This is a genomic window from Spirillospora sp. CA-108201 (assembly GCF_050936235.1).
GTDB lineage: Bacteria > Actinomycetota > Actinomycetes > Streptosporangiales > Streptosporangiaceae > Spirillospora.
The window spans coordinates 7379416-7406040 of the sequence record NZ_JBNJNE010000001.1 but is presented as its reverse complement, the minus strand read 5'-3'; the positions used below and the strand labels follow the sequence as shown (position 1 = coordinate 7406040).

Sequence of the window (26625 nt, the reverse complement as noted above, 5' to 3'; positions counted from 1 at the left end):
GGTGTGTCTTCGGCGTGGAGCAGTTCGGGCAGCGGTGGACAGGCCTGGGGCTTGCTGCGGAGAGGCGGTCGACGGGCCGGTGCCGCTCGCCTGGCGCGTCTGGCCTGATGCGAGCGGGCGATCGGTGACAGGCGCCGCTCCGGTGGATCGGTGTACGCCCCGGACCTCGATCAACCCGGGTGGGCGCTGACAACCGCTCGGGCTTGCGGCGAGCCCCCCGTCAGAGGCCACGGGGCGGACGCTTGGACGGCCTGAGGTGAGCAGCCGGTCGCAGGGCTCGTGCCGCCGGGTCGGCGTTGCTCGGGGTCTTCGGTGTGGCTGGGTCAGCCCGGGTAGGAGGGGTCTTTTGCGGGGGTGGGGCAGATCCAGGGGCTGTAGGAGTTGCTCGGGGAGCGTTGGCGGCAGACCTGGTCCTTGCCGGACGAGCGGGTGCCGATGAGGATCGGGGCGCCGGGGGCGGCGGCGATCGTGCGGGGCTCGCCCAGGGAGCCGACGCCCAGGGACGTGATGGCGCTGCCGCTGATCGGCATCAGGAACGGGAGGGTCTGGGAGTCGCGCTTGGCGCGGCCGAGGACGGCGAGGGTGCCGTAGTCGCGCCAGGCGAGGTCGACGGCGTCCTGGAGTTCGGAGCTGACGGGCAGGAACGAGCCCACGTCCAGGGCGCCGCCGGGAGACTGGACGATGCGGCCCACCTGGACCTGGGGGCGGCCGTCGACGCGGGCGATCACGGCCGCGCGGACGCCGTCGCGGGCCACGCGGAAGGCCAGGACCTCGCGGCCGCCGAGGCCCCAGTGGGCGGCGCGGACGGGCGGTTTGCCGCGCTTGCGCACCCACAGGGATGACTCGTCCTTCTTGGTCTCCACGACCCACAGGGTGCCGTCGTGGCTCCAGGTCGGCGCGGTGAAGCGGGCTCCGGGGCGCGCGGTCAGCAGGACGCGGGGCGCGGGCTGGCCGGTGACGGGGGCGGCGACCAGGATCTGGCTCTCGTCGGCGCTCAGGCCGGCGAACTCCTGGTGGTCGGGGGCGACGGCGGGACGGGTGAGGCGGCCGGCGGCGCCGGTGACGACGGGCTGGGCGCGGTCGCTCTCCAGGGTGCCGAGGAAGCCGGAGGGGCCGACGACGTAGGCGTTCTGCTGGACGCCCTGGGTGGGCACTTGGCCGTCGGGCGAGTTGCCCTCCCAGCCGTTCACGGGCTGCGTGGCGTCCGTGCCGTCGGGCGCGACGGTCTCCCCCTCGATCGACAGCCGCCACGACTTGATCTCCGAGAGCTGCCGCATCGTCCAGGAGAGCTGGGCCGACATGCGCTCGACGTCGCCGCCGCGGGCCTGGCCCGTGAGGTCGACGGTCGCGACGTCCTTGTCGATCCGGACGTTGCGGCGGAGCCGGGTGCCCTCGGGGAAGGCGGTGTCGACCGCGCCGTTCAGCCAGGAGGTCGGGCCGGTCAGCAGGGCCTGGACGAGCTGGGTGGGCAGCGTCTGCCGGTTCACGACGGGCAGGAAGATCCCGTTCGGGACGAGGGTGCGCCGGTCGGGCGCGAAGAAGAACAGGTTGACGGTGCGCATGGCGCGCTCGACGTCGTCCTTGGTGAGCAGCAGGCCGGCCTTGTCGTCGCCGGGCAGGCCGTTGATGCGCCAGACGCCCTGCGGGGACCTGGTGAGCTGGAACGTGGCGTCGAGCGCCTTCGGGGAGGCGGTGTACTGGCCGTCGGCGGTGATCGTGCCGAGCTCCTCGCCGGTGACGCGGACGGTCGCCTGGTTCGCGGACGACTTGATCACGTGCGGGTCGGTGATGCGGCTCGCCAGCACGGTCACGAAGGGCCGCAGGCCGGGGTTCCAGGACGTCTGGCCGGACAGGTACTGCTTGGCGACCTTGTGGCCGTCGTCGAAGCTCGCGGACGCGGAGAGGAAGCCCGAGACGATCTGGGCGGGGCCCCACTCGGGGCGCGGCTTCACCGGGATCAGCCGGACGTAGGGGTCGTCGACGCGCTCGGCGCGCTCGGCGGGCTTGCCGGAGACGACCTGCCCGCCGCTCGGGACGTTCGCGCAGCCGGCGCCGCCGAGGACCAGGACGGCGGCGGCGAGCAGGCACGTGATCCGCCGGGTTCCCGCGCAGGGGCTCATTCGCCGGCCTCCAGCTCCGCGAACAGCGGGCGGGCGTCGCCGGCCCCCGGCGGGACGAGCGGCAGCGGCGAGCCCCGCAGCTCGGCCCCGGCCACGCGCGGCAGCGAGAGGCGGAACTGGGAGCCGGCGCCCGGCTCCCCCCACGCCTGGAGCCAGCCGCCGTGCAGCTGCGCGTCCTCCCGGGAGATCGACAGGCCGAGCCCGGTGCCGCCGGTGGTGCGGGCGCGGGCCGGGTCGGCGCGCCAGAAGCGGTCGAAGACCATCTGCCCCTCCCCCGGTTTCAGCCCCACGCCGTGGTCGCGGACGGCGACGGCGACGGCGTCGCGGTCGGCGCCCACGGAGACGACGATGTCCTCGCCCTCGCCGTGCTCGACGGCGTTGACGAGGAGGTTGCGCAGGATGCGCTCGACGCGGCGGCGGTCGACGTCGGCCATGCAGGGCTCGCCGGGGAGCTGCAGGATGACCTTGCTGCCCTTGCGCTCGGAGAGGCCCTGGATGTCGCCGACGACGCGGAGCACGAGGTCGCGCATGTCGAGGGACTCGGCGTCGAGCGTCGCGGCGCCGGCGTCGTGCCGGCTGATCTCCAGCAGGTCGGCCAGCAGGGACTCGAACCGCTCCAGCTGGCTCTGGAGCAGCTCGGCGGACCGCCCGACGGACGGGTCGGCGAAGCCGTCGCGGTTCTCGTAGAGCATGTCGGCGGCGATCCTGATGGTGGTCAGGGGCGTGCGCAGCTCGTGGGAGACGTCCGAGACGAACTGTCGCTGCACCTGCGACAGGTCCTCCAGTTCGCCGATCTTCTCCTGGAGGTTGGCGGCCATGTCGTTGAAGGAGCGGGCGAGCCGGGCCAGGTCGTCCTCGCCCCGGACCCGCATGCGCTCTTCGAGGCGTCCGGCGGCGAGCCTCTGCGCGCCCTGGGCGGCGAGCCGCACCGGGATGACGACCTGCCGCGTGACCAGGGAGGCGATCGCGGCCAGCAGGAGCACCAGGACGATGCCCACTCCGGCCAGGGAGCGGCTGACGTTGGTGAGGGTCTGCTGCTCCTGCGTCAGCGGGAACAGGTAGTACAGCTCGAACTGGCCGGTCTTGCCGCCGACGATGAGGCCGCGCTCGTCCGGGCGGTCGCCGATGTAGGAGAGCTTGCCGTAGGTGTAGGCGCGGGATCCGGCGGGCGCGTTCTTCAGTTCCTCGCGGAGCCGCTTGGGGACGCTCTCCTGGCGCAGTTCGTTGGTCGTGTACCCGTCGAAGTACTGCTCGGTGGTGTCGCGGATGTAGACCTCGTAGAGGCCGGAAGGCCCGCTGCGGGCCTTGAGCCGGTCGATCGTCGAGTTCAGCCTGCTGCCGTCCCCGGTGGAGTTGCCCAGGTCGCGCTGGACCTGCGCCAGGCCGTCGTCCAGCTGGAGGCGGGCCGCCTTGACCTTGCCGTCCATCAGCGCGGACGACACCTGCTGCATGAGGAACGCGCCCAGGATCGCCACCACGATCGCCGAGATGAACAGGGTGGACGTGACGACGCGGACCTGGATCGACCGGCGCCAGCGCAGGAAGCCGGCGCGCGCCGCGCCCTGCAGCACGCGGCGGACCGCGCCCAGCCCGCGCCGGACGAACCGCTTCGCCCTCCTCATGTCGACGTTCATGGGAGGTCCGCGAGGCGGCGCGGCGGTCCGGCGGGTCGCTGGTCGGTCATCGGCGTGTCACGGGGACGGCGGGACGGCGGGACGGCGTCAGGCCGGGCCGGCCTTGTAGCCGACCCCGCGCACGGTGACGACGATCTCGGGCCGTTCCGGATCCTTCTCGATCTTGGCGCGGAGCCGCTGGACGTGCACGTTCACCAGCCGGGTGTCGGCGGCGTGCCGGTAGCCCCAGACCTGCTCCAGCAGCACCTCGCGGGTGAAGACCTGGCGCGGCTTGCGGGCGAGGGCGACCAGCAGGTCGAACTCCAGCGGCGTGAGCGGGATGTGCCGGTCGCCGCGCTTGACCGAGTGGCCGGCGACGTCGATGGTGATGTCGCCGATCTGCAGGGTCTCGGGCGCCGGCTCGTCGGTGCGGCGCAGGCGGGCGCGCACGCGCGCGACCAGCTCCTTGGGCTTGAACGGCTTGACGATGTAGTCGTCGGCGCCCGACTCCAGGCCGAGGACGACGTCCACCGTGTCGCTCTTGGCGGTCAGCATGACGATCGGCACGCCCGACTCGGCGCGGATCTGCCGGCACACGTCGATGCCGTCGGCCCCGGGCAGCATCAGGTCGAGCAGCACGAGGTCGGGCCGGGTCTCCCGGAACGCCTCCAGCGCCTTGTCGCCGTCGTGGACGAACGACGGCTCGAAGCCCTCGCCCCTCAGCACGATGCCGAGCATCTCGGCGAGCGCGAGATCGTCGTCGACGACCAGTACACGTCCTCTCATGGCCCTCATCGTCACAAGTCGGGGTTCGGTGGAGTGGGGCGCGATGCTCCGGCGCCACCTCGCCAGGGAGAGTTATGCCTTGGCGTGCAAGGTTACCCGCGTTTGCGTCGTACGGCGCTCCTCCGCATCGTCCGGGCGACTCGCCATCGTAGGCGCCACTCCCGAAACCGGCGCAAGATCTACGCCGCGCCCATGACAGGATGACCTGACCGGCGGCCGCATACAGGCCCGGATCGGGCCAGATCGGACGTGTCGCCGACCCGCCGGAGAGCGCAGGGAGACGGGATGCCGGGACCGGACGGCTGGGACGGCGACGCCGACGCCGCGGATGTGGCGCGGGGCGTCCCGTTCCGTCCCATGTCCATCTCGGAGATGCTGGACGGCGCGATCGCCGGGATCCGGCGCCGGCCGCGCGCCACGCTGGGCCTGTCGGTGGCGGTCAGCACGGTGATCCAGGTGACGAGCTCGGTCGCCGCGTACTTCTTCATCGGCGACGAGGCCCGCGACGAGGTCACCCCCGACCTGCTGATGGAGTCGCTGGGCGCCCAGCTGACCCTGACGCTGCTGGGGCTCGTGCTGTCGGCGTTCGGGATCCTGCTGCTGGCGGGGCTGGTGGCGCCGATCCTCGGGCGCGAGCTCGTGGGCATGCCGATCGGGCCGGGGCAGGCGTGGCGGGACGCCCGGCCGCGCCTCGGACGGCTGGTCGCCACCGCGGCGGCGGTGATGGGCGTCTCGCTGGGCGCGCTGGCCCTGCCGGTCGCCCCGTTCCTCGTCCTGATCGCCGCCGGGGCGCGCCCGGCGTTCGCCGTGCTCGCGGGGATCTTCGGTTTCCCCCTCGGCATCGGGCTGATGGTGTGGCTGTACATCCTGTTCGTCCAGGCGGTCCCGGCGGTCGTCCTGGAGCGGCAGACCGTCGGCGGCGCGCTGCGCCGCGCGACGACCCTTTCCAGGGGACGCTGGTTCCGGACGTGCGGGACGCTCCTGCTGGCCCTGCTCGTGACCGTGTTCATGGGGTTCTTCGCGTTGCGGATCCCGTTCCTGTTCGCACAGTTGATCTTCTTTGGCGACTCCTCCGGCAGCGGGCCGACGATGGGCGCGCTCGCGGTGGACACCGCGGGGCGGATCGTGAGCTGGTCCGTGGTGATGCCGTTCGACGCGGGTGTGATCGCACTGCTCTACATGGACCGGCGGATGCGCCGCGAGGGCTTCGACCTGGACCTGCGGACCCGGGGCCGTTCGGCCGCGGCCGTCGCCGCCGGGGAGCGCGGAGCCGCGGGAGAGCAGGGCGCCGCCGAGTCGGACGAGGGGTTCGTCGGCCTGTGGAGGACCGGCCCGGCGCAGGCCGGCCCGGCGCAGGCCGGCCCGGCGCAGGCCGGCCCGGCGCGGGGGCGTCCGTGGACGGGAGCGGGCACGTGATCCTCGATCCGATCGGCCGCGACGAGGCCCGCGAGATGGCCCGGCGCGAGCTGGAGAAGCAGGTCTACCAGCGCGACAAGCCGTCCTGGCTGGAGCGGACCTGGGACGACTTCGCCGAATGGCTGCGCCACCTGTTCGAGAAGGCGCCCGCCCCGGACTCGCAGGGCAGCGGCGGCGGGTGGACGTCCATCGCCATCGTCGTCGCCATCGTGCTGGTCGCGGTCGCGCTGGTGGTGTGGCTGATGTGGGGGCGCCGGAACCCGCGCTCCCGCAAGGACCCGCTGCTGGAGGACGCGCCGTCCACGGCGCTCGACCACCGGCAGGCCGCGGAGCGGCACGCCGAGGCCGGGCAGTGGGCCGAGGCGATCCGGGAGCGGCTGCGCGCCATCGCCCGCGATCTCGAGGAGCGCGCGGTGCTGTCGGCGCGGCCGGGCCGGACCGCCGACGAACTGGCGGCCGAGGCGGGCGAGGCGGTGCCCGAGCTGGCCGGGGAGCTGGCCGCGGGCGTGCGGATCTTCGACGACGTCTGGTACGGGGACCGCCCGGGCACCTCCGAGGGATACGCGCGGATGAAGGAACTGGACGAGCGGCTGAGGGCGGCGCGGCCGAAGCCGCTGGAGTCCGACGACCTGACTCTGGCCGGAACCGGCGACGAAGGGGGGCCGCGGTGGTGACGGCCTCCCCGCCGCGCGACGCGCGGCCCGCGGCGGAGCCGTCCGCGCGGCAGGTCGCGGGGCGCCGCTGGCGGTCGGCGCGCGGCGTCCTCGCGGCGGTCCTCGCGATGATCGTGGTCGCGGTGGTGCTGGCCGCGCTGCGCCCCTCCGCGTCGGCCGAGGCGCTCGACCCGGAGTCGCCGAAGCAGGACGGCAGCCGGGCGCTCGCGGAGATCCTCCGGCGGCACGGCACGCCGGTGACGGTGGCCCGGAACACCGGCGACGCCCTCGGCGCGGCCGGGCCGGGCACGGTCCTGGTGGTGACCCGGACGGAGCGGCTCACCGAGGAGGACCTGGCACGGCTGAGCCGCGCCCCTGCGGACGTGCTGCTCGTCCGGCCGACGTCGTTCGCGCTGGAGGCGTTCGCCCCGCAGGTCCGCAGGCGGGGCCCGTCGTCCGGGGAGATCGCCGAACCGGGCTGCGCCCTTCCCGTGGCGTCCCTCGCGGGGTCGGTCGACTTCCACGAGTCGGACACCTACGAGGTCGTGGGCGCGGGCACGTCCTGCTACCGGTCCGACTACGGCGACGCGAGGCTCGTCCAGGTCAGCACCGGCACGCACACCGTGACGGTGCTCGGCTCGACGGCGCCGCTGACGAACCGGCGGCTCGTCGAGGAGGGCAACGCGGCCCTCGGCATGAACCTGGCCGGCGCGGGCACGTCCGCGGTCTGGCTCGCCCCGGACCTGCCGAAGGCGGGTTCCGGCGCGGGCCAGCGGTCGATCGGCGACCTGCTGCCGTTCGGCGTGAAGCTGCTCATCCTCCAGCTGCTCGTCGCGGTGCTGCTGGTGGCCCTGTGGCGGGCCCGCCGCCTCGGCCCGGTCGTGGCGGAGGCCCTGCCGGTCGTCGTCCGGTCCGCCGAGACGGTCGAGGGGCTCGCCCGCCTGTACCGCGCCGGCCGCGCCCGCGACCGGGCCTCCGACTCCCTGCGCTCCGGCGCCCGCGAACGGCTCGTGCCGCTCCTCGGGCTCCCCCGCAGCAGCGCGCAGGATCTCTCCGCCGCACAGGAGATCGTCACGGCGGTCGCCCGCCGCACGGCGTACGACGAGACGTACGTCGGAGCGGCCCTGTACGGTCCCGAACCCTTGGACGACGCCGGGCTGATCGCCCTCACCGACGTCCTCGACGACCTGGAAAGGCAGGTACGCGAGTCGTGAACCCCCCTGTAGAGCTCGGGAAGGACGACGTGCCCGGCGGCGCGGGGCCGGGCACGATCTCCGAGGACGCCCGGCGCCAGGCCGAGACGGCCCGCGCGGCGCTGGCGGCCCTGCGCGCCGAGGTCGCCAAGACGGTCGTCGGCCAGGACTCCGTCGTCACGGGGCTGGTGATCGCGCTGCTCTGCCGCGGCCACGTGCTGCTGGAGGGCGTCCCCGGCACGGCCAAGACGCTGCTGATCAAGACGCTGTCGCGGGCCCTCGACCTGGACTTCAAGCGCGTCCAGTTCACCCCCGACCTGATGCCCGGCGACGTGACCGGCTCGCTCGTGTACGACAACCGGACGGCGGAGTTCGAGTTCCGCGAGGGCCCCGTCTTCACCAACCTCCTGCTCGCGGACGAGATCAACCGGACGCCTCCCAAGACGCAGGCCTCCCTCCTGGAGGCCATGGAGGAGCGCCAGGTCTCGGTGGAGGGCACCGCGCGGCCCCTGCCCGACCCGTTCGTGGTGTGCGCGACGCAGAACCCGATCGAGTACGAGGGGACCTATCCCCTGCCCGAGGCCCAGCTCGACCGGTTCCTGGTCAAGCTGACGGTGCCCGTCCCCACGCGGGACGAGGAGATCTCCATGCTCCAGCGGCACGCCGCCGGGTTCGACCCCCGCGACCTGTCCGAGGTGAAGCCGGTCGCCGGAGCGGCCGAGCTGGCCGCGGGGCAGGCCGCCGTCAGGACCGTGCACCTCGACCCCAAGATCGCCGCCTACGTCGTGGACCTGTGCAGGGCCACCCGGCAGTCCCCGTCGCTCCAGCTCGGCGTTTCGCCGCGCGGCGCGACGGCGCTGCTGGCCACGTCCCGCGCCTGGGCGTGGCTGTCGGGCCGCGACTACGTCACGCCGGACGACGTGAAAGCGCTGGCCAGGCCCACGCTGCGGCACCGCGTCCAGTTGCGTCCCGAGGCGGAGCTGGAGGGCGCGAGGGCCGACGGCGTGCTGGAGGGCATCCTCGCCCACGTCCCCGCCCCGCGCTGATGGCGCTGACCGGGCGTCTCGGGCTGCTGGCCCTCCTCGGCGCGGTCGTCCCGCTGTTCGCGCCGAGCTGGTGGGCGCTCTTCGCGGTGTGGGCCGTCCTGCTACTCGGCGTCGCCGCCGACCTCGCCCTGGCCGGGAACGTGCGGGCCCTGCGCTTCCACCGCGCGGGCGACGCCAGCGTGCGCCTCGGCGAGACGGCCCAGGTGTCGCTGATCGTGGAGAACCTCGGACGGCGGCGCCTCAAGGCCCGCCTGCGGGACGTGTGGCCGCCCAGCGCGGGCGCCGCGCCCCGCATGGTGAAGGTGGACGTGCCCGCCGGGGAGCGGCGCCGCGTCGAGATGGCGCTGACGCCGACCCGCCGCGGCGACCGCAGGGCCGTCACCGTCGTCGTCCGCTCCGTGGGGCCGCTCGGGCTGGCCGCGCGGCAGCTCTCGCGCCCCGCCCCGTGGACCGTCCGGGCGCTGCCCGCGTTCCCGTCCCGCCGCCACCTGCCCGCCAAGCTCGCCCGGCTGCGGGAGCTGACGGGCGCGCACGTCGCGCTGATCCGCGGGCAGGGCACCGAGTTCGACTCCCTGCGCGAGTACGTGGACGGCGACGACGTCCGGTCCATCGACTGGCGCGCCACGGCGCGGCGCGGCGACGTGGTCGTGCGGACCTGGCGCCCCGAACGCGACCGCCGCATCTACCTCGTGCTCGACACCGGCCGCACGTCCGCGGGCCGCGTCGGCGACATCCCCCGGCTCGACTGCTCGATGGACGCGGCGCTGCTGCTCGGCGCCCTGGCGTCCCGCGCCGGCGACCGCGTCGACCTGCTCGCCTACGACCGCCGCGTCCGCGCCCGCGTCGAGGGCACGTCCCGCACCGACCTGCTGCCCGCGATGGTGCACGCCCTCGCGCCGCTCGACCCGGAACTGCTCGAATGCGACGCCGCCGGGATGGTGTCGACGCTGATGGCGCGCGTGCGGCAGAGGTGCCTCGTCGTGCTGCTCACCGAGCTGAACACCGCCGCGATCGAGGAGGGGCTGCTGCCGCTGCTGCCGCGCCTCACCGCCCGGCACCTCGTCATGATCGCCGCGGTGTCGGACCCGCGCGTCGCGGAGATGGCGGAGGCCCGCGGCGACCTCGCGTCCGTCTACGACGCCGCCGCCGCCGAACGAGCGAGAGCCGAACGCCGCCGCCTGACGGCCGAGCTGAGAGGCCACGGCGTAGAAGTGGTAGACGCCCCACCAGCAGAAATAGCCCCCGCCCTAGCCGACGCCTACCTAGCCCTAAAAGCAGCAGGAAGGCTGTAAGCCCCAGCCCCCACCGAACCACCCCACAACCAGGGGCCGCGACCGCGTCCGAAGGCAGGGGCGAGCGAAGCGATGCCAGCGGTCGCCCGCAGTACCCGACGGTGGAGGGCCGCCAAGGCCCGAAGGAGGAGATAAAAGCTAAGCAGACACAGGAGCCAGGTCGGGGTGGAGGTCGGTGTCGCCGGTTTCGCCTTGGCGGACGGCGCGGCGGCCCAGGACGATCACGTAGGCGAGGAAGGCGGCCTCGGCGACGACGCCGATGGTGATGCGCAGCCACGTGATGTGCACCCAGCCGGTCACGAATCCCTCGATGAGGCCGGACACGAGCAGCACCGCGATGAGGCCGAGGGCGATGCTGACGGCGGCGCGGCCCTCCTCGGCCAGGGCCTGGGCGCGGCGGCGGGGGCCCGGATCGATGATCGTCCAGCCGAGCTTGAGGCCGCCGGCGCAGGCGAGGTAGACGGCGGTGAGCTCCAGCAGGCCGTGCGGGAGGATCAGGCCGAAGAAAACGCCGCCCTTGCCGTAGGCGAACATCAGGCCGCCGCTGATCCCGAGGTTGACCTGGTTCAGCAGCAGGACGTACAGGGTCGGGACGCCGAGCAGGATGCCGAAGATGAGCGCGGTCGCCGACACCCAGGCGTTGTTGACCCACACCTGGAAGGCGAACGAGGACGCCGAGTGCTCGGTGTAGTAGTTCGCGAAGTCGTGCTCGACGAGTTCGCGGATCTCGTCGGGCGTCCCGATGGTCGCCTGGACGTCGGGGCTGTGCACGACCCAGATCGCCAGGGCGAGCGACAGCAGGTTGCCGAGGACGGCGCTGCCGAGCCACCACCATCGCATCCGGTACGCGGCGGCCGGGAACGACACGGTCGCGAAGCGGGTGACGTCGCGCCAGAGCGGGGCCTGCGCGCCGCCCACGGCCGCCCTGCCGCGCGCCACGAGCGACGACAGCCGCCCCACGAGCTGGGGGTCGGGCGAGCTGGAGCGGACGACCGACAGGTGCGTCGCCGCGCGCTGGTAGAGATCGACCAGTTCGTCGGCTTCGGCGCCGGTCAGCCTGCGGCCGCGGTTGATGAGCCGTTCGAGGCGCAGCCATTCGGCGTTGTGCGCTGCCACGTAGGCGTCGACGTCCACCCGGCGAGACTAACGCCTCGGCCCGCGGAACCGGCACAATGGTCAATCCGCCCGCATCGGAGGACAGGACATGGCCGATCTCGTCACCGGCGAGGCCGTCGCGCTCGACATCCGCGTCGCGCGGTCGGCCAGCCGTGCCTGCGCCATCCTCCTGGACCTGCTCTTCCAGATGGTGCTGCTGAACATCGTCGTCTACGTCACGGCGATGACCTCGCTGGTGGCCGACGACGCCTGGACGGTCGGGCTGACGCTGCTCGCCGTCGTCGCGGTGATCGTGGGGTACCCGTGCGCGTTCGAGACGCTGTCGCGGGGGCGGACGCTGGGCAAGATGGCCGTCGGGCTCCGCGTCGTCGGCGACGACGGCGGGCCGGTCCGGTTCCGGCAGGCGCTGGTGCGGGCGCTCGCCGGGTTCGTCGAGTTCTGGGTGTTCTACGGCTCGCCCGCGCTGATCACGTCGTTCTGCAACCGGCGCGGCAAGCGGCTCGGCGACCTGTTCGCCGGGACGATCGTCATCCAGGAGCGGGTCCCCGCGTCGGCGCTGCTGGGGCCGGTCGCGGTGATGCCGCCGCAGCTCGCCTGGTGGGCGCGGAACCTGGAGCTGTCGATGATGTCGGACGAGCTGGCGATGACGGCCCGGCAGTACCTGTCGCGGTTCTGGGAGCTGCTGCCGGAGGTCCGCGACTCGCTGGGGCAGCGGATCGCCTCGCAGGTCGTCGCGGTGGTGAGCCCGCCACCGCCGCCGGGGGTGCGGCCCGAGATCCTGCTGTCGGCCGTCCTCGCGGAGCGCCGCCACCGCGAGGAGTTGCGGCTCGCCGAGCGCCGGGCGCGCCGGATGCGCCGTCTCGGACTCCCGGTGTGGGGCGCCGCGCCCGTCCCGGTGATGGCGATGGCGGGGCCCGCGCCGTACGGCCCGCCGCGGCAGGGGCCTCCGGTTCCGCCGCCTTTCAGCGCTCCCCAGCCCGGCCAGCCGCGGTTCCTCCCCCCGAACAACTACGGCTCTGGGCCGTACCAGAACGTCCTGAACGCGCCCCGCCCGCCCGCGCCGTATCCGGCGGGGCCCGGGGGCGGCCCGCCGCCGCAGGGCCCGCATCCGGGCTACTGACAAGATTGTCAATAGCGGCCGGAGCGCCGCGGCTTCGTTGTGCACTTCTGTCGCTTCCTCCGGGCGCGCACGCCTCCTAGAATCCGAAGAAATTTCAGGTTCAGGAGGCGGCATGCGCGTCCGTACTGCCCTCGGCCGGGTCGCGCTCGCGGCGCTCGCCCTGACCCCGCCGGTCCTGGCCGCGACGCCCGCACATGCGGAACCGGCGCCGCTTCCCGCCATCACCGACGACCGGGGCAGGACGCTCCTTCTGCACGGCCTCAACACCGCGGGCAGCGCCAAGGGGCCGGGCGGGTTGCCGTGGGTGGACCGGGAGGACGTCGTCCGGGAGGCTCGCGAGCTGGGCACGAACTCCGTCCGGTACCTGGTCCAGTGGAAGAACGTCGAGCCGGAGCCCGGCCGCTACGACGACGCCTACCTGGACGACGTCGCCGAACGTGTCGCCTGGTACGGCGAGCAGGGCATGCACGTCATCCTCGACATGCACCAGGACATCTACGGCCCGTCCGCGTGCGAAGGCTCCGGCAACGGCGCCCCGGCCTGGGCCACCTTCACCGACGGGCTGCCCTGCACGCCGCAGGACCCCTGGGTGCTGACGTACCTCCAGCCCGGCATCCTGCGCGCCTACGACAACTTCTGGAACAACACCGGCAAGCACCCGGAACTGGTGCAGCGCTACACCGCGATGTGGCAGCACGTCGCGCAGCGCTTCTCCCGCGTCCCAGCCGTCCTGGGCTACGACCTGATGAACGAGCCTTTCGGCGGGACGCGCCAGGTCGGCTTCTTCGAAGGCCCGATCCTGACGCCCTTCTACCAGGGCATCGTCAACGCGATCCGCAAGGTGGACGGCGACAACTGGGTGTTCGTCGAGCCGCAGGCGCTCGGCCCGAACGAAGGAGCGGAGACGTCCCTGGGCACGGTTCGCGATCCGCGCCCCGGCGGGCCGCGGATCGTCCTGGCGCCGCACTTCTATCCCGGCGGAGTCGACCTGGGCGGCTCCTACGACGGCGTGGCGAAGATGCTCGTCCAGGCGCAGTTCACGCTCTGGAAGCGGAACATGCCCGCCGCCGCACGGCGCATGAACGCGCCGATGTGGCTGGGCGAGGTCGGCGGCATGGGCCAGGACGCCCCAGGCGCCGCCGACTTCACCGGCGACTGGCTCGCCATGGCGGACGAACTCGGCATCGGCTGGGCGTACTGGTCGAACGACCCGGGCTCGTCCGGAATCACCGACGGCGAAGGCGCGCCGACCCTCTTCGCGGAACTGCTCGCCCGGCCCTACCCCCGCGCGGTCGCCGGCACGCTCACGAACGTCGCCCACGCATCAGGGACGCTCACCGTGACCTGGCGCGAAAAGCCCGGCGTGGCGGGTCCCACGGAGATCTGGTTCCCGTCCGCCCCGAAGGTCGCCTCGACCGACCCGGACGGGACGTGGCGGACGTCCTGGGACGCGACACGCCACGTCCTGTCAGTGTGGGCCGACGCGGGCACGCCGACCCACACCGTCACCGTGAAGCCCTAGCCCGGCAGCGAGCGCAGCTTCTCGGTCAGCGTCGGACGCAGCTTCTTCAGGCAGAGCACCGGCCGGAAGGAGCCTTCGCTCGTCATGTAGTCGGTGGCCTCGGCCGGGCACTCCTTCGCCGTGGCCACCCTGCCGACGACCTTCGCGATGGCGTCGCTGGACCCGCACTGGGCCTTGTCCAGGTCACCGACGTTGAACGAGGGGTCCTCGATGCAGTCGCCCGGGGACAGCACGCCGCCGCCCGCGCCCAGGCACAGCACCGGGTTGCCCGCGTTCCCGCCGCCGAAGGACCGCAACTTCATGGTCTCCAGCGTCTTGGCCGGGCACGCGTTCTCCGCGGCGACGCGCGCGATCACCTTGCCGTACCAGTCCGGCTTGGAGCACGGCTGCTCCTTGCCGAAGCCGATGGAGCCGCTGCTCACGCAGTCGCCCGCCGAGAGGAACGCCCCGCCCGCGCCCGGGTCGCCCGGGTGGGAGCCCTTGAGGTTGCGCACGCACGCCTCGTAGTAGGTCTTGCCGTCCTTCTTCTCGCGGACGTTCGTGAAGCCGTCCGTGCCGCTCGGGCAGTCGGGCTCGGCGCGCGAGCCGAACTGGAAGGCCGACGCCTCCTTCTTGCCGACGACCTTCACCACCTTGGCCTTCGCCTTGGCGTCGTCGCAGCTCACCCGGAGGCTCGGCGGGATCCTCTTGCCGTCGTCCATCCCGAACCCGGTGTCGACGCACTGCTCGGCCTTCACCGGGCCGGTCGGCGCGCCCGTGCCGTGGAGCGCCAGGAAGGCCACGCCCGCCAGCACGACCACGCCCGCGACCGCCACGGCCGCCCACACGACCGGTGAGGGCCGCTTCGCGGGCGGCGGGCCCGGCGGACCGGAGGGCGGAAAAGGGCCGCTCATCGGCGGGCCGGGCATCGGCGGCCGTCCCTGTCCCGGTCCCTGCGCCCGACCCTGCCCCTCCGGAACCTGCCCGTACACGCCACAACCCCCCATAACCGATCTTGTCGAACGAGTACGAGAAGATACCGCATGCCAGGTCAGGGCAGGTTCGGCGGGGATTCCAGGGCGGTGAGCTCGATGCCGGGCGCGGCGAGCACGACGTCCCCGGCCAGGTGCACCGACTCGACCTCCCCCGTGGACAGGTCGGTGATCTCGTACTCCGCGACGGGAAGCGGCCCGGCGTCCGTCGCGTGGGCGGACGTCCCGGCCAGCCGCCAGCGCCACAGGGCCGTCAGCGCCGACAGCGAGGGCCCGCTCAACCGGACGAGCCGGACATCGGTCTGCGCGCCCTCGCCCAGTTCCAGCGAGCGCGCGACGGCGACCAGGAACCCCGGCGAGTCATGGAGGAAACCCGACGCGCGCTCGGCGTGCTCGGCGCCCGACTCCCCGCCCGCGCGCACCCAGGCCAGCTCGCGGCCGGTCACGCCGCCGCGCACCCGCCAGCCGGGCGTGACGACCTCGACGCGGATCTGGCGCCAGCGCGCGTCCACGACGAGGTCCACGCGGACGCCGTCGGAGCGCGAGGAGGTGTACCGCCACCCGCCGGGCCCCGGCGCGCACCGGAAGCGCTCCTCAAGCCCCTCGTCGAGGTGCAGGTACGTCCCGGCGGGCACGGGTCAGGACCCGATCCGCCAGGAGTGCAGGTAGTCCTCCTGGTCGGGGGTCAGCAGGTCGATGGAGACCGACATCGAGGCCAGCTTGAGCCGCGCGACCTCCGTGTCGATCTCCTTCGGCACGTCGTGGACGGCCGGGGACAGCGACCCGTGGGACGTGGCGAGCCACGCGCAGGTGAGGGCCTGGTCGGCGAAGGACATGTCCATCACGGCCGCCGGATGCCCCTCGGCGGCGGCCAGGTTGACGAGGCGGCCCTCCGCGAGCAGCACCAGGCGCCGCCCGTCGGCCAGCACGTACTCGTCCGCCTGCGGCCGGACCCCGTGGTGCACCTCCACGGCCAGGTCGCCGAGGGCCCGCACGTCGATCTCGACGTCGAAGTGCCCGGAGTTCGCGAGGATGGCCCCGTCCTTCATCACGGCGAGGTGGCCGGCGTTCACGACGTCGCGGTTCCCGGTGACCGTGATGAACACGTCGCCCTCCGCGGCCGCCTCGGCCATGGGCTGGACGGCGAAGCCCTGCATGGTCGCGTCCAGCGCCTTCACCGGGTCGATCTCGGTGACGACGACGCGCGCTCCGAGGCCCCGCGCCCGCTCGGCCAGACCGCGCCCGCAGTAGCCGAAGCCGGCGACGACCACGGTCTTGCCCGCCAGCAGCGTGTTGGTCGCGCGCACGATCCCGTCGAGCGTCGACTGGCCCGTCCCGTACCGGTTGTCGAACATGTGCTTGGTGTCGGTGTCGTTCACCGCGACCACGGGGAACTTCAGCGCCCCCTCGCGGGCCATCTGGTGCAGCCGGATGACGCCCGTCGTCGTCTGCTCGCACCCCGCCTTCACGGTGCCGAGCAGGTCCGTCCGGTCGGTGTGCAGGGTGTTGACCAGGTCGCACCCGTCGTCAAGGACGAGGTCGGGCCCGGTCTCCAGGGCCTGATGGATGTGCGCGTAGTAACCCTCCCGGTCGGTGCCCGCGCGCGCGAACACCTCGGCCCCGTACTCCTCCACGAGCGCCGCGGCGGTGTCGTCCTGCGTGGACAGCGGGTTGGACGCCGCCAGAGCCACGCTCGCACCGCCCGCCTGGAGAGTGCGGATGAGCCCGGCCGTCTCGGTCGTGATGTGCATGCACGCCGCGACCTTCAACCCGTCAAGCGGCCGCTCGGCGGCGAACCGCTCCCGGATCTGCCGCAGCACCGGCATGCTCCGATCCGCCCACCCGATCCGCTTGACGCCCTCATACGCCAACGCCCGATCCGCGATATCGCTCATCAACACCCTCTAGAAGTAGCTGCCGGACGGGTTCCCCCGTCCGGCAGCCTCAAGCACGTCACTCTTCCCGGGCCGGTGCCCGCATCCACCGTGTCACAGCGACCTCAGCCCCCACCGCAACCCCGCGACAACCTGAGGAACCGCGATCGCGTCCGAAGGCAGGTTCGAGCTTGCGAGAACCTGATCGCGAAGCGAGCCGCCAGGCGAGACGAAGCGATGCCAGCGATCGCCCGCGTTTCTCGACGATGGAGGGCCGCCAGGCCCGAAGGAGGAGAGAAAGGCAATCAGTAACGGTAGTGGTCGGGCTTGTAGGGGCCTTCGACGTGGACGCCGATGTAGCCGGCCTGCTCCTTGGTGAGCTCGGTGAGCTTGACGCCGAGGGCGTCGAGGTGGAGGCGGGCGACCTTCTCGTCCAGGTGCTTCGGCAGGACGTAGACGCCGATCGGGTACTCGTCGGTCTTGGTGAACAGCTCGATCTGCGCGATGACCTGGTTCGTGAAGGAGTTGGACATCACGAAGGACGGGTGGCCGGTGGCGCAGCCGAGGTTCATCAGGCGGCCCTCGGCGAGGACGATGATGGAGTGGCCGTCGGCGAAGCGCCACTCGTGCACCTGCGGCTTGATCTCGATCTTCTCGATGCCCGGGGTCCTGGCGAGGCCGGCCATGTCGATCTCGTTGTCGAAGTGCCCGATGTTGGACACGATCGCCTGGTGCTTCATCCGGCCCATGTGCTCGGCCGTGATGATGTTGAAGTTGCCGGTGGTGGTGACGAAGATGTCGGCGCGGTCGACGACGTCGTCCAGGGTGGTGACCTGGAAGCCGTCCATCGCGGCCTGGAGGGCGCAGATGGGGTCGATCTCGGTGACGATGACGCGGGCGCCCTGGCCGCGCAGCGCGTCGGCGCAGCCCTTGCCCACGTCGCCGTAGCCGCAGACGACGGCGACCTTGCCGCCGATCAGGACGTCGGTGGCGCGGTTGAGGCCGTCGATGACGGAGTGGCGGCAGCCGTACTTGTTGTCGAACTTCGACTTGGTCACCGAGTCGTTGACGTTGATCGCCGGGAACGCCAGGGTGCCGGCCTTCGCCATCTCGTAGAGGCGGTGGACGCCGGTGGTGGTCTCCTCGGTGACGCCCTTGATCGCGGCGGCGGCCTCGGTCCAGCGGCCGGGCTTCTCGGCGATGGTGCGGCGCAGGGTGTCGAGGATGATGCCCCACTCCTCGGGGTCGTCCTCGGTGGCGGCCGGCACGGCGCCCGCCTTCTCGTACTCGGCGCCCTTGTGGACGAGGAGCGTCGCGTCGCCGCCGTCGTCCAGGATCATGTTGGGGCCGCCGCCGTCCGGCCACCGCAGGGCCTGGTCGGTGCACCACCAGTACTCTTCGAGCGTCTCGCCCTTCCACGCGAACACCGGGACGCCCTTCGGGTCCTCGACGGTGCCCTCCTTGCCGACGACGATCGCGGCGGCGGCGTGGTCCTGGGTGGAGAAGATGTTGCAGGACACCCAGCGGACGTCGGCGCCGAGGTCGACCAGCGTCTCGATCAGCACGGCCGTCTGGATCGTCATGTGCAGCGAGCCCATGATCCTGGCGCCGCGCAGCGGCTGGGCGGCGGCGTACTCCTCGCGCACCGCCATCAGGCCCGGCATCTCGTGCTCGGCGAGCCGGATCTCCCGGCGCCCGAAGTCGGCCAGCGACAGGTCGGCGACCTTGTAGTCCATGCTTTCGTTGCTCCCTTGGTCATGTGCGCGCCGTCGGGTACGCGGGGTCTTGACGGGCGAGTGCACGGCCGCGTCAACGGGGGCGAGTCTACGGGCGGCGAGCGCCCCAAGGCACGGCCGGGGAGGACTTTCTGACACTGATTTGTCAGAATCACCCCCATGCGTATCACGGAGGCCGCCCGGCGGCTCGGCACCTCGCCCCGGATGCTCCGCTACCGGGAGGCCCTCGGGCTGCTGCCCGTCACGCGTGAGGCCGCCCTCACGAGGCGCGGAGGCGGCCACCGCCGTTTCGGGGACGCCGAACTGCGCGCGGTCGCGCTGGCCCTCGCGCTGGAGAAGCGCTACGACATCGGCCCCGCCGAACTCGCCTTCGGCCTGCGGGTCCTGGCAGAGCCCCAGGTGCAGGCCCACGTACGCGAACTGGGCGAACGCATAGGCCGCCTCTCCGCCCCACCCACCCGAGCCCTGGACTTCGAAAAAGAAAAGGCCATGCGCCTACTACGACGTCGCTGAGTTTCTCAGCATTTCTCACCTCCTTCGGGCCTGAAGGCCCTCCATCGTCGAGAAACGCGGCGATCGCTGGCATCGCTCCGGCTCGCCTGGCGGCTCACTGCGCGATCAGATTCTTGCTTCGCTCGAATCCGCCTTCGGACGCGATCGCGGCCCCGCGGGTTGTCGCGGGGTTGCGAGGGTGGCTGAGGCTGCTGGGAGTGGGGAGTCAGCTCGCGCTTTCTCCGGGGACCACGACGCCGGATTCGTAGGCGAGCATGACGGCTTGGGCGCGGTCGCGGAGGCCCAGTTTGGTGAAGACGCGGGCCACGTGCGTCTTCACCGTGTGCTCGCTGACGAAGAGGCGCTGCGCGATCTCGCCGTTGGACAGGCCGCCGGCGATCAGGACGAGCACCTCGGTCTCGCGGGCGGTCAGGGTCGACAGTTCCGACGGCGCCTGCGGGCGGTTGCGCCGCTGCTTGGTGAACTCGCGGATGAGCCGCCCCGTGACCTGCGGCGCCAGCAGGGAGTCGCCGCGCGCCACCACCCGGACCGCCGACACCAGCTCGTCCGCGGTCGCGTCCTTCAGCAGGAAGCCGCTGGCGCCGACGGCGAGCGCCTCGTAGACGTACTCGTCGACGTCGAACGTGGTGAGCACCAGCACCCGGACGTCGTCCGAGCCGGGCAGCGCGAGGATGCGGCGGGTGGCCTCGATGCCGTCCATGCCGGGCATCCGGATGTCCATCACGACGACGTCCGGGCGGCGGCGCTCGGCGAGCGCGACGGCCTCGCGGCCGTCGCCGGCCTCGCCGATCACGGTGATGTCGTCCTGGGCGGCGAGCAGGGCGGCGAAGCCGGCCCGCACGATCGTCTGGTCGTCGACGATCAGCACGTTGATCACAGCGGCCGTCCTGGGGACGGGGGGACGGCAGGGTCAGGGACGGCCGGGCGGCGCCTGCGAACCGTGTCCACGGATGGAATTCCCCTCACTCGTCACCGGAAGCTCGGCCTCCACCAGGAACCCGCCCTGGGTGGCCGGGCCGGCGGAGAACCGCCCGCCCAGCATGGTCGCACGTTCCCGCATCCCCACGAGGCCGTGTCCGCCACCGGATCCGGACTCCTCCAGGCGGGTGCGCCCGGCGTCCCCCGAGGCCGGGCCCGCGGGGTTCGGCCCGCCCGTGCGGGAGCCGGGATCCCGCGGGTTCAGGACCTGGGTGGGCGCGGAGGCGCCGCTGTCCTGGACGCGGACCGCGAGCCGGTCGGGCAGGAACGTCAGGTCGACGCGGACCCCGGAGCCGGGGGCGTGCCGCCGCGCGTTGGTCAGCGCCTCCTGGACGATCCGGTACGCCGACAGCTCCACCGTCGTGGACAGGGCGCGCGGATCGCCGTGCACGGCGAGGTCGACGTGGCCGCCGGCGCCGCGGTGCTGCTCGATCAGGTCGGGCAGCCGGTCCAGGCGCGGCTGCGGGGAGTTCGCCGCCTCCGGTTCCGGCTTGGCGTCGGCGCGCAGCACGCTGAGCAGCCGCCGCATCTCCACCAGCGCGTCCCGGGCCGTCTTGGCGATCTCGGTGTAGCCGGCGCGGGCCTCGGGCGAGAGGTCCTCCATCGTGTACGGGGCCGTCTCCGCCTGCACGGCGATCATGGAGACGGAGTGCGCGACGACGTCGTGCAGCTCCCGCGCGATGCGGGCGCGCTCCCGCATGACGGCCTGCTCCCGCTGGACGGCGGTGAGCCGGGTGAGGGTCTCGTTGGTGCGCTCGGCGGCCTCGGCCTCCGTCCGGCCGGCGGACTCCACGACGCGACGCGCGTCCCCGAGCCCGATGGCGGCGAGGACGGCGACGATCGGCGCGGGCCACGGGATGTCGTCGAGGGTGCCGGTCGCGAGGTAGACGACCCCGAGCGCGGCGACGCTGCCGACCGCGAGGACGCCGGTGGACTGGCGGGGCAGCCTCCGGCCCAGCGCGTACAGCGTGTAGAGGGCCGCGAAGCTGGTCGTGACGAGCAGGACCTGCCCGGTGAGGAGGCTCGCCGCGACCGCGCTGAGCACGACCGCCGCGACGGCGCGCAGGTTCTCCCGGCGCCACACGAGCGGGAGCGTCGCCGCGACGGCGAACCCGCCCGTCAGGCTGACCGGGGAGTCGACGCGCGGCGCCAGCTCCGCCAGCGCCGCGATCGTCAGGGCGAGTCCGGTCAGCGGCGCGAAGTACCAGGCGCCGACCATCTCCCGCCAGGTGTTGATCCAGCGGGGCAGCGGCGCCGTCTGCCCCGGCGGTCCCCCGGGACCGCGTCCCGTCCCGCCGTTCAGCCGCGCGCCGAGCCGGACCGCGAGCGGGCGCAGCAGGGTGCCGACGCCGGTGAGGATCCACAGCAGCAGTTGCCCGACCCCCGCCACGATCCGGCCGGACAGCCGCCACGCGTGGTGCGCGACGGCTGGGCCGAACCCCGCGGGGTCGGGTCCGGTCCGGGCCTTGTCATCGGTGGTCACCCCTCCATACTGACCGCTGAGGCGGGGCATGGCCTCACCGCGCAGGCGTATGCAGATCGCGGGGATCCGTCTGGAGTACCACGCGGGTTCCCTCCTTCAGGGGGACGTGCGGACGAGTGCCGCGAACGTAGTGTCATGAACGTGACCGCGACGGTGGCCATCGCCGACGTAGGGGGTTCGGCGGGGGCCGCCGCGGTCACACCAGAACCGCCCGGTTTCAGGGGTCCGGGCGGGGAGGCATGGGAAAGCACCTCGCCGGACGGCCGGGTACGCCTCCTCGGAGGCACTCGCCGGTCTCGCCTGGGCTGGGGTTCGGCCGGCACCTGCCGCGGCCGCCCGGCGAGGGGTCCCATGTCCGGCGCGGCCCGCGGAACGGGCCGCGCGAAGCGTTCCGGTCAGGACGACGCGGGCGTCTCCGGCTGCGACTCCACGGCGTGCGCGCGGGACGGCTCGTCGAGCGCCGGCTCCAGGTAGATGAGCTTCGCCTCCGGGATCTGCGCCCGGACCCTCGCCTCCGCCGCGTCGATCCCGCGGGCCACGTCGGCGGCGGTGTCGTCGTGGTTGACGGCGATCTTCGCGGCGATGAGGAGCTCGTCCGGGCCCATGTACTCGGTCCTGATGTGGATGAGGTGGTCGACCTCGTCCACCGACTCCAGCGCCTCGATGATCCGCCGCTCGGTCTGCGGGTCGACGCCCTCGCCGATCAGCAGGCTCTTGGTCTCGATCGCCAGGATCGTCGCGACCGCGCCGAGCAGCAGCCCGATCGCCACGGTGCCGACGCCGTCCCAGACGCCGTCGCCGGTGGCCACCGCCATCGAGACGCCGAGCAGGGCGAGGATCAGGCCGACGAGGGCGGCGAGGTCCTCCAGCAGGACCACGGGCAGTTCGGGGGCCTTCGCCCGGCGGATGAACGTCCACCAGGACTGGTCGCCGCGGACCTCGTTCGACTCCTTGATCGCCGTGCGGAAGGAGAGCGACTCCAGCCCGATCGCGATGATCAGCACCGCGAACGCCCAGATCGGGGCCTTGACCTCCTCCGGGTGGGAGATCTTGTGGTAGCCCTCGTAGAGCGAGAACGCGGAGCCCACGGTGAACAGGACGACCGCGACGACGAACGCGTAGAAGTAGCGTTCCCGCCCGTATCCGAACTGGTGCTGGGGCGTGCGGTCGCGTTCGGACCGCTTGCGGCCGAGCAGCAGCAGCCCCTGGTTCCCGGAGTCGGCCACCGAGTGGATCGACTCGGCCAGCATCGACGACGAACCGGTGAACGCGAACGCGACGGCCTTCGACGCGGCGATCCCGAGGTTGGCGGCCAACGCGGCGACGATGGCCTTCGTTCCACCCTCAGCACTCATCTACGCAATCCTCGCTCTGAGCTCTCGAACGGCAGGCTCGGACGCGGGGTCCACGCCGAGCGCGATAGCCAAGTAAACCGTGACATAGTCGGCCAACGCGATCAGAGACGCGACTCTCTCCAGCGGATGGTCGCCCTCCGCCCGCATCTCGGTGACCGCCACGCCCCGGTCGCGGGCCAGCGCGGCGGACGCCTCGCGCCGCTTCAGCGCCCGCGGATGCTCCCCCGCGTCCCGCAGGGTGACCAGGTGCAGGCCGTGCTCCGGTTCGTCCTGCCGGTCGCGGAAGAAGTCGCCGGGGTCGGCCGGGGAGCCGGCCCGCGCGAAGAGGCCGTCGAACACCGCGACCTGGTTCCGGCCGGCCTCCGGGAGCTCCCCGAAGACCGCCGGGTACTTGGCGTTCTCGTTGAGCTGGCAGCACATCCGGTACGCCGCCGCGACGGACAGGTCGGAGGATCCCCACACCAGCGGGACGTCGCCCGCCAGGTCGAGCGCGATGCGCTTGGCCGGGTTGACGAACGGCTCGCTGGACGGGCGGCACCGGTGCGCCACGTCCTCCAGCAGCACGGCCGTGGACTCCAGGACGGCGTCGGGGACGTCCGCCAGCCGCAGCGCCCGCGCGGCGAGGAGCAGGGGGACCGTCAGGCCCCACAGGGTGGAGCGGGGCCGTCCGGCGGACCGGACGGGCACGAAGACGCCCCGGCTCCTGCCGGCCAGGTCCGCCAGGGGCGAGTCGGCCCCGCCGACGGCCAGCAGGCGGCAGCCGCGCCGGGCGGCCTCCGCGGCGACCTCCAGCGTCTCCTCGGCGGTCCCGGCGGACGAGACCGCGACGACCAGGTCGGCCGCGCCCACCCAGCCGGGCAGCCGGTCGCCGCGCACCGTCGAGATCGGGACGGCGCAGCCCGTGCCGCACACCGCCGCGAGCACGTCGCCCGGGACGGCGCAGGAGCCCGTGCCGACGACGACGACCGCGCGGGGGCGGCCGTCCTCGGCCAGCCCGGCGACGCCGGCCTCCGCCGCGGCGCGCCGCGCCTCCCGCACCTGGGCGGCCGACGACGCGACCTGCCGGAGCATCCCGCCGGGATCCGCCGCCTCGGCCGCCTCCGCGCTCTCCAGCCGCGAGGGGTCGAGGGAGACGCTCACGGGGCGGGGGTCCGGGCCTCGTCCACGAGGAGGACGGGAATGTCGTCGCGCACCGGGTAGGCGTAGCCGCAGGAGCCGGTGCACACCAGCTCGGCGCCCTCCTCGTCGGCGCGCAGGCCGCCGCCGCAGTTGGGGCAGGCCAGGATCTCCAGGAGCCAGGAGTCCAGCTTCATCGTCATGGCAGCGTCACATCTCCCTTGCAGTCACTTTTCTGACCCGTTCAGTTCTTCCTGACCAGGGCCAGGACCTCGTCGCGGATCGCCGCCATGGTGTCCTCGTCGCCTGCCTCGGCGTTCAGGCGCAGCAGCGGTTCGGTGTTGGAGGGGCGCAGGTTGAACCACCATCCGGCGGCGGCGTCGCGCACGGTCAGCCCGTCCAGCTCGTCGACCTCGACGCCGGGCCGCCCGGCGAAGGCGTCCTCGACCTCGGCGGCGGCCGCGGCCTGGTCGCCGACCTCGCTGTTGATCTCACCGGAGGCGGCGTAGCGGGTGTACTCGGCGAGCAGCTCCGACAGCGGCCCGTCCTGCTGCCCGAGGGCGGCGAGGACGTGCATCGCCGCCAGCATGCCGGAGTCGGCGAACCAGAAGTCGCGGAAGTAGAAGTGCGCCGAGTGCTCGCCGCCGAACACCGCGCCGGTCTCGGCCATCGTCTGCTTGATGAACGAGTGCCCGACCCGCGTCCGGACGGGCGTCCCGCCGTGCTCGGTGATGATCTCCGGGACGGCGCTGGAGGTGATCAGGTTGTGCACGATCGAGGAGCCCGGGTGCTTGGCCAGCTCCCGGGTCGCCACCAGCGCCGTGATCGCGGACGGGGAGACGATCTCGCCGCGCTCGTCCACCACGAAGCAGCGGTCGGCGTCGCCGTCGAACGCGAGGCCGATGTCGGCTCCGGTCCCGCGGACCTTGGCCTGCAGGTCGCGCAGGTTCTCCGGCTCGATCGGGTTGGCCTCGTGGTTGGGGAAGGTCCCGTCCAGCTCGAAGTACAGCGGGACCAGGTCGATCGGCAGGCCCTCGAACACCGAGGGGACGGTGTGGCCGCCCATGCCGTTGCCCGCGTCCACCACGACCTTGAGCGGGCGGATGGACGACAGGTTGACCAGCGTCTTCAGGTGGTCGGCGTAGCCCTTGAGGATGTCGCGGCGCGTCACCGTTCCCGGCTCGCCGCCGTAGGCGGGGACGCCCTTCTCGACCAGGTCGCGGATCTCGCCGAGGCCGGTGTCGCGGCCGACGGGCCGGGCGCCGGCGCGGCACAGCTTCAGCCCGTTGTACCTGGCCGGGTTGTGGCTGGCGGTGAACATGGTGCCGGGCAGGTCGAGGCTGCCGCTGGCGTAGTAGAGCATGTCCGTGGAGCCGAGCCCGGCCTCGATGACGTCCGCGCCCTGGGACGTGGCGCCGCGCGCGAAGGCCTCGGCCAGCGGAACCGACGACTCCCGCATGTCGTGGGCGGTGACGACCGCGCTCGCGCCGGTGACGCGCACGAACGCCGCGCCGATCGCCTCGGCGGTCGCGGGGTCGAGCTCGTCCGGCACCACGCCGCGGATGTCGTACGCCTTGAAGATCTTGGCGAGGTCGCCCACTCCTGCTCCCTGTCCGAAGAACCGTGCGCGGAAACGGCAGGCTCACGAGCCTACCGGGAAGGGCGGGCGCGACCCGCCGCGACGTCGGACGGGGATCGGGACGGGCCCGTGGACGGGGGCCGGGGGCCGGGCCCCGCGTTCACTCCTGGCCGGGCTGCGTTCCGGCGGGTTCGGAGCGCAGGACGCGCAGGTGGCCGCGGCGGCCGACCTCGGTGCCCTGCCCGACCGGCTCGTGGCCGGATCCGGGGGCGGGCCTGGCGGCCTCGCGGACCGCGTCGGCGAGGGCCTCCAGGTCGTCGGCGCTGGGCTCGGACTCCTCCTCGACGGGGAGCCGCACCAGCTCCCACCCCATGGGGGCGGTGAGCCGTTCGGAATGCTCGGCGCACAGGTCGTAGCAGTGCGGCTCGGCGTACGTTGCGAGCGGCCCCAGGACCGCGGTGGAGTCGCGGTAGACGTACGTGAGCGTGAACACTGCTGGCGCCTTGCAGGCGGTGCGGGAGCAAGTGCGGACGGGGCTCACGATGGCTGACCGTACCTCCCCCCACCCGGCTCCGCCACCACCCCGGCGCACGTGTCGCCGTTACCGGGCGATTTCCTTGGTAACGACTACATTCCGTAAGGACGGGGTGCACGGACCGTTCCGGCCGGGCCGTGCATGAGGGCCGCCGCGCGAGCAGAGGTACTCTTGTGGCGTGCGATCCCGTGTGGCAGGCGTACGCCGCCGCGACCGGCACGGTCGTGGCCTTCGTGGTCCTCTGACGCCCCAGCAGGCGCCGGTCTCACGCACCCGCGCGGAACGGTTCGCCGACCTCGTCGACGACGAGGTCCGGCGGCTCGGTGCGCGCTGGGGCCGCGAGCTGGCCCGGGTGGAGTTCGCGGTCGAGGAGGTGCCGGCCGCCGAGGCGCTGCTCGACGGGCCCGTCCCGCTCGGCCAGACCCTCCCCGGCGACGGCGAACTGCCGGTGCGCATCGTCGTCTACCGCCGCCCCGTGGAGGCCCGCGCCGCCGACGAGGCCGAGCTCACCCAGATGATCCGCGACCTGCTCGTCGAAGAGGTCGCCGACCTGCTCGGCCTCTCCCCCGAGTCCGTCGACCCCAGCTACGACACCCCTGACGACTAGA

General features: G+C 73.0%; 24 protein-coding genes. 9 read left to right on the top strand and 15 right to left on the bottom strand.

Features of this window, described 5'->3' with window-relative positions; translation table 11 throughout:
* Positions 1-323: 323 nt before the first annotated feature.
* From ACQEU6_RS35590 to mtrA, 3 genes are all read right to left on the bottom strand, one after another.
* Positions 324-2120, bottom strand: a complete 1797-nt coding sequence (locus ACQEU6_RS35590) for an LpqB family beta-propeller domain-containing protein (protein ID WP_499337884.1) — start codon at positions 2118-2120, stop codon at positions 324-326.
* Entirely contained in the window at positions 2117-3754 is a 1638-nt protein-coding gene (mtrB, locus tag ACQEU6_RS35585) for an MtrAB system histidine kinase MtrB (protein WP_499337882.1), read from the bottom strand. Before mtrB ends, ACQEU6_RS35590 begins: the two co-directional genes overlap by 4 nt.
* A gap of 87 nt (positions 3755-3841) precedes the next feature.
* Positions 3842-4519, bottom strand: coding sequence for an MtrAB system response regulator MtrA (gene mtrA, locus ACQEU6_RS35580; protein WP_021598338.1), 678 nt, complete (start codon positions 4517-4519; stop codon positions 3842-3844).
* Between the two features lie 285 nt (positions 4520-4804).
* Here mtrA and ACQEU6_RS35575 point away from each other — a divergent pair, with 285 nt between their 5' ends.
* From ACQEU6_RS35575 to ACQEU6_RS35555, 5 genes are read left to right on the top strand one after another with little or no spacing between them, the layout of a single operon-like run.
* Positions 4805-5935, top strand: coding sequence for a hypothetical protein (locus ACQEU6_RS35575; protein WP_499337879.1), 1131 nt, complete (start codon positions 4805-4807; stop codon positions 5933-5935).
* Positions 5932-6609 (top strand): DUF4129 domain-containing protein, encoded by a 678-nt coding sequence (locus ACQEU6_RS35570; RefSeq protein ID WP_499337877.1) that lies wholly within the window; start codon positions 5932-5934, stop codon positions 6607-6609. The genes ACQEU6_RS35575 and ACQEU6_RS35570 overlap by 4 nt, the downstream gene beginning before the upstream one ends.
* Positions 6603-7802, top strand: a complete 1200-nt coding sequence (locus tag ACQEU6_RS35565) for a DUF4350 domain-containing protein (RefSeq protein WP_499337875.1) — start codon at positions 6603-6605, stop codon at positions 7800-7802. Before ACQEU6_RS35570 ends, ACQEU6_RS35565 begins: the two co-directional genes overlap by 7 nt.
* Positions 7803-7858: 56 nt before the next feature.
* On the top strand, positions 7859-8827 hold the full coding sequence (locus tag ACQEU6_RS35560) for an AAA family ATPase (RefSeq protein ID WP_499340468.1): 969 nt from the start codon (positions 7859-7861) through the stop codon (positions 8825-8827).
* Positions 8827-10119, top strand: coding sequence for a DUF58 domain-containing protein (locus tag ACQEU6_RS35555; protein WP_499337873.1), 1293 nt, complete (start codon positions 8827-8829; stop codon positions 10117-10119). Before ACQEU6_RS35560 ends, ACQEU6_RS35555 begins: the two co-directional genes overlap by 1 nt.
* Before the next feature lie 138 nt (positions 10120-10257).
* On the opposite strand, the gene ACQEU6_RS35550 is transcribed toward ACQEU6_RS35555, so the two are convergent.
* Positions 10258-11253 carry a stage II sporulation protein M gene (locus ACQEU6_RS35550; protein WP_499337871.1) on the bottom strand — a complete coding sequence of 332 codons (996 nt, stop codon included), beginning with the start codon at positions 11251-11253 and terminating at the stop codon, positions 10258-10260.
* 70 nt (positions 11254-11323) lie between these two features.
* Here ACQEU6_RS35550 and ACQEU6_RS35545 point away from each other — a divergent pair, with 70 nt between their 5' ends.
* Together ACQEU6_RS35545 and ACQEU6_RS35540 are read left to right on the top strand one after the other, a co-directional pair.
* Positions 11324-12355, top strand: a complete 1032-nt coding sequence (locus tag ACQEU6_RS35545; RefSeq protein WP_499337869.1) for an RDD family protein — start codon at positions 11324-11326, stop codon at positions 12353-12355.
* Positions 12356-12467: 112 nt separating this feature from the next.
* The gene (locus ACQEU6_RS35540) at positions 12468-13877 is read left to right on the top strand and encodes a cellulase family glycosylhydrolase (protein ID WP_499337867.1); all 1410 of its coding nucleotides are present in this window, start codon (positions 12468-12470) and stop codon (positions 13875-13877) included.
* On the opposite strand, the gene ACQEU6_RS35535 is transcribed toward ACQEU6_RS35540, so the two are convergent.
* From ACQEU6_RS35535 to ahcY (ACQEU6_RS35520), 4 genes are all read right to left on the bottom strand, one after another.
* Entirely contained in the window at positions 13874-14770 is an 897-nt protein-coding gene (locus ACQEU6_RS35535) for an LppU/SCO3897 family protein (RefSeq protein ID WP_499337865.1), read from the bottom strand. The genes ACQEU6_RS35540 and ACQEU6_RS35535 overlap by 4 nt on opposite strands.
* A 137-nt stretch (positions 14771-14907) precedes the next feature.
* A complete protein-coding gene (locus ACQEU6_RS35530; RefSeq protein ID WP_499337864.1) occupies positions 14908-15483 on the bottom strand; it encodes a hypothetical protein in 576 nt (191 codons plus the stop codon).
* Positions 15484-15486: 3 nt separating this feature from the next.
* Entirely contained in the window at positions 15487-16743 is a 1257-nt protein-coding gene (gene ahcY, locus ACQEU6_RS35525; protein ID WP_499337862.1) for an adenosylhomocysteinase, read from the bottom strand.
* Positions 16744-17027: 284 nt separating this feature from the next.
* Positions 17028-18458, bottom strand: a complete 1431-nt coding sequence (gene ahcY / locus ACQEU6_RS35520) for an adenosylhomocysteinase (protein ID WP_499337860.1) — start codon at positions 18456-18458, stop codon at positions 17028-17030.
* A gap of 159 nt (positions 18459-18617) precedes the next feature.
* Between ahcY (ACQEU6_RS35520) and ACQEU6_RS35515 the strand changes: the two genes are divergently transcribed.
* The gene (locus tag ACQEU6_RS35515; RefSeq protein WP_179837464.1) at positions 18618-18971 is read left to right on the top strand and encodes a MerR family transcriptional regulator; all 354 of its coding nucleotides are present in this window, start codon (positions 18618-18620) and stop codon (positions 18969-18971) included.
* A 205-nt stretch (positions 18972-19176) separates the two neighbouring features.
* Here the strand turns inward: ACQEU6_RS35515 and ACQEU6_RS35510 are convergent, their stop codons facing one another.
* From ACQEU6_RS35510 to ACQEU6_RS35480, 7 genes are all read right to left on the bottom strand, one after another.
* Entirely contained in the window at positions 19177-19848 is a 672-nt protein-coding gene (locus ACQEU6_RS35510; RefSeq protein ID WP_499337858.1) for a response regulator, read from the bottom strand.
* Between the two features lie 33 nt (positions 19849-19881).
* Positions 19882-21432, bottom strand: coding sequence for a sensor histidine kinase (locus tag ACQEU6_RS35505; RefSeq protein WP_499337856.1), 1551 nt, complete (start codon positions 21430-21432; stop codon positions 19882-19884).
* 395 nt (positions 21433-21827) lie between these two features.
* Positions 21828-22787, bottom strand: a complete 960-nt coding sequence (locus tag ACQEU6_RS35500) for a cation diffusion facilitator family transporter (protein WP_499337854.1) — start codon at positions 22785-22787, stop codon at positions 21828-21830.
* The gene (locus ACQEU6_RS35495; RefSeq protein ID WP_499337852.1) at positions 22788-23927 is read right to left on the bottom strand and encodes an SIS domain-containing protein; all 1140 of its coding nucleotides are present in this window, start codon (positions 23925-23927) and stop codon (positions 22788-22790) included. It lies immediately after the preceding gene.
* Positions 23924-24106, bottom strand: coding sequence for a Trm112 family protein (locus tag ACQEU6_RS35490; RefSeq protein WP_499337851.1), 183 nt, complete (start codon positions 24104-24106; stop codon positions 23924-23926). Before ACQEU6_RS35490 ends, ACQEU6_RS35495 begins: the two co-directional genes overlap by 4 nt.
* Before the next feature lie 41 nt (positions 24107-24147).
* Positions 24148-25503, bottom strand: coding sequence for a phosphomannomutase/phosphoglucomutase (locus ACQEU6_RS35485; protein WP_499337849.1), 1356 nt, complete (start codon positions 25501-25503; stop codon positions 24148-24150).
* 139 nt (positions 25504-25642) lie between these two features.
* Complete coding sequence (locus ACQEU6_RS35480) at positions 25643-26023, bottom strand: DUF3499 domain-containing protein (RefSeq protein WP_089315916.1); 381 nt, start codon at positions 26021-26023, stop codon at positions 25643-25645.
* A 172-nt stretch (positions 26024-26195) separates the two neighbouring features.
* Here ACQEU6_RS35480 and ACQEU6_RS35475 point away from each other — a divergent pair, with 172 nt between their 5' ends.
* Complete coding sequence (locus tag ACQEU6_RS35475) at positions 26196-26624, top strand: metallopeptidase family protein (protein ID WP_499337847.1); 429 nt, start codon at positions 26196-26198, stop codon at positions 26622-26624.
* The last annotated feature ends 1 nt before the right edge of the window (position 26625 follow it).

Bases quoted from the DNA above. Each gene is read 5' to 3' on its own strand.
- ACQEU6_RS35545 (WP_499337869.1), top strand. From the start codon at position 11,324: ATGGCCGATCTCGTCACCGGCGAGGCCGTCGCGCTCGACATCCGCGTC.
- ACQEU6_RS35515 (WP_179837464.1), top strand. From the start codon at position 18,618: ATGCGTATCACGGAGGCCGCCCGGCGGCTCGGCACCTCGCCCCGGATG.
- ACQEU6_RS35490 (WP_499337851.1), bottom strand. From the start codon at position 24,106: ATGACGATGAAGCTGGACTCCTGGCTCCTGGAGATCCTGGCCTGCCCC.
- ACQEU6_RS35540 (WP_499337867.1), top strand. From the start codon at position 12,468: ATGCGCGTCCGTACTGCCCTCGGCCGGGTCGCGCTCGCGGCGCTCGCC.
- ACQEU6_RS35535 (WP_499337865.1), bottom strand. From the start codon at position 14,770: ATGAGCGGCCCTTTTCCGCCCTCCGGTCCGCCGGGCCCGCCGCCCGCG.
- ACQEU6_RS35555 (WP_499337873.1), top strand. From the start codon at position 8,827: ATGGCGCTGACCGGGCGTCTCGGGCTGCTGGCCCTCCTCGGCGCGGTC.
- mtrA (WP_021598338.1), bottom strand. From the start codon at position 4,519: ATGAGAGGACGTGTACTGGTCGTCGACGACGATCTCGCGCTCGCCGAG.
- ahcY (WP_499337860.1), bottom strand. From the start codon at position 18,458: ATGGACTACAAGGTCGCCGACCTGTCGCTGGCCGACTTCGGGCGCCGG.
- ACQEU6_RS35590 (WP_499337884.1), bottom strand. From the start codon at position 2,120: ATGAGCCCCTGCGCGGGAACCCGGCGGATCACGTGCCTGCTCGCCGCC.
- ACQEU6_RS35500 (WP_499337854.1), bottom strand. From the start codon at position 22,787: ATGAGTGCTGAGGGTGGAACGAAGGCCATCGTCGCCGCGTTGGCCGCC.
- mtrB (WP_499337882.1), bottom strand. From the start codon at position 3,754: ATGAACGTCGACATGAGGAGGGCGAAGCGGTTCGTCCGGCGCGGGCTG.
- ACQEU6_RS35575 (WP_499337879.1), top strand. From the start codon at position 4,805: ATGCCGGGACCGGACGGCTGGGACGGCGACGCCGACGCCGCGGATGTG.
- ahcY (WP_499337862.1), bottom strand. From the start codon at position 16,743: ATGAGCGATATCGCGGATCGGGCGTTGGCGTATGAGGGCGTCAAGCGG.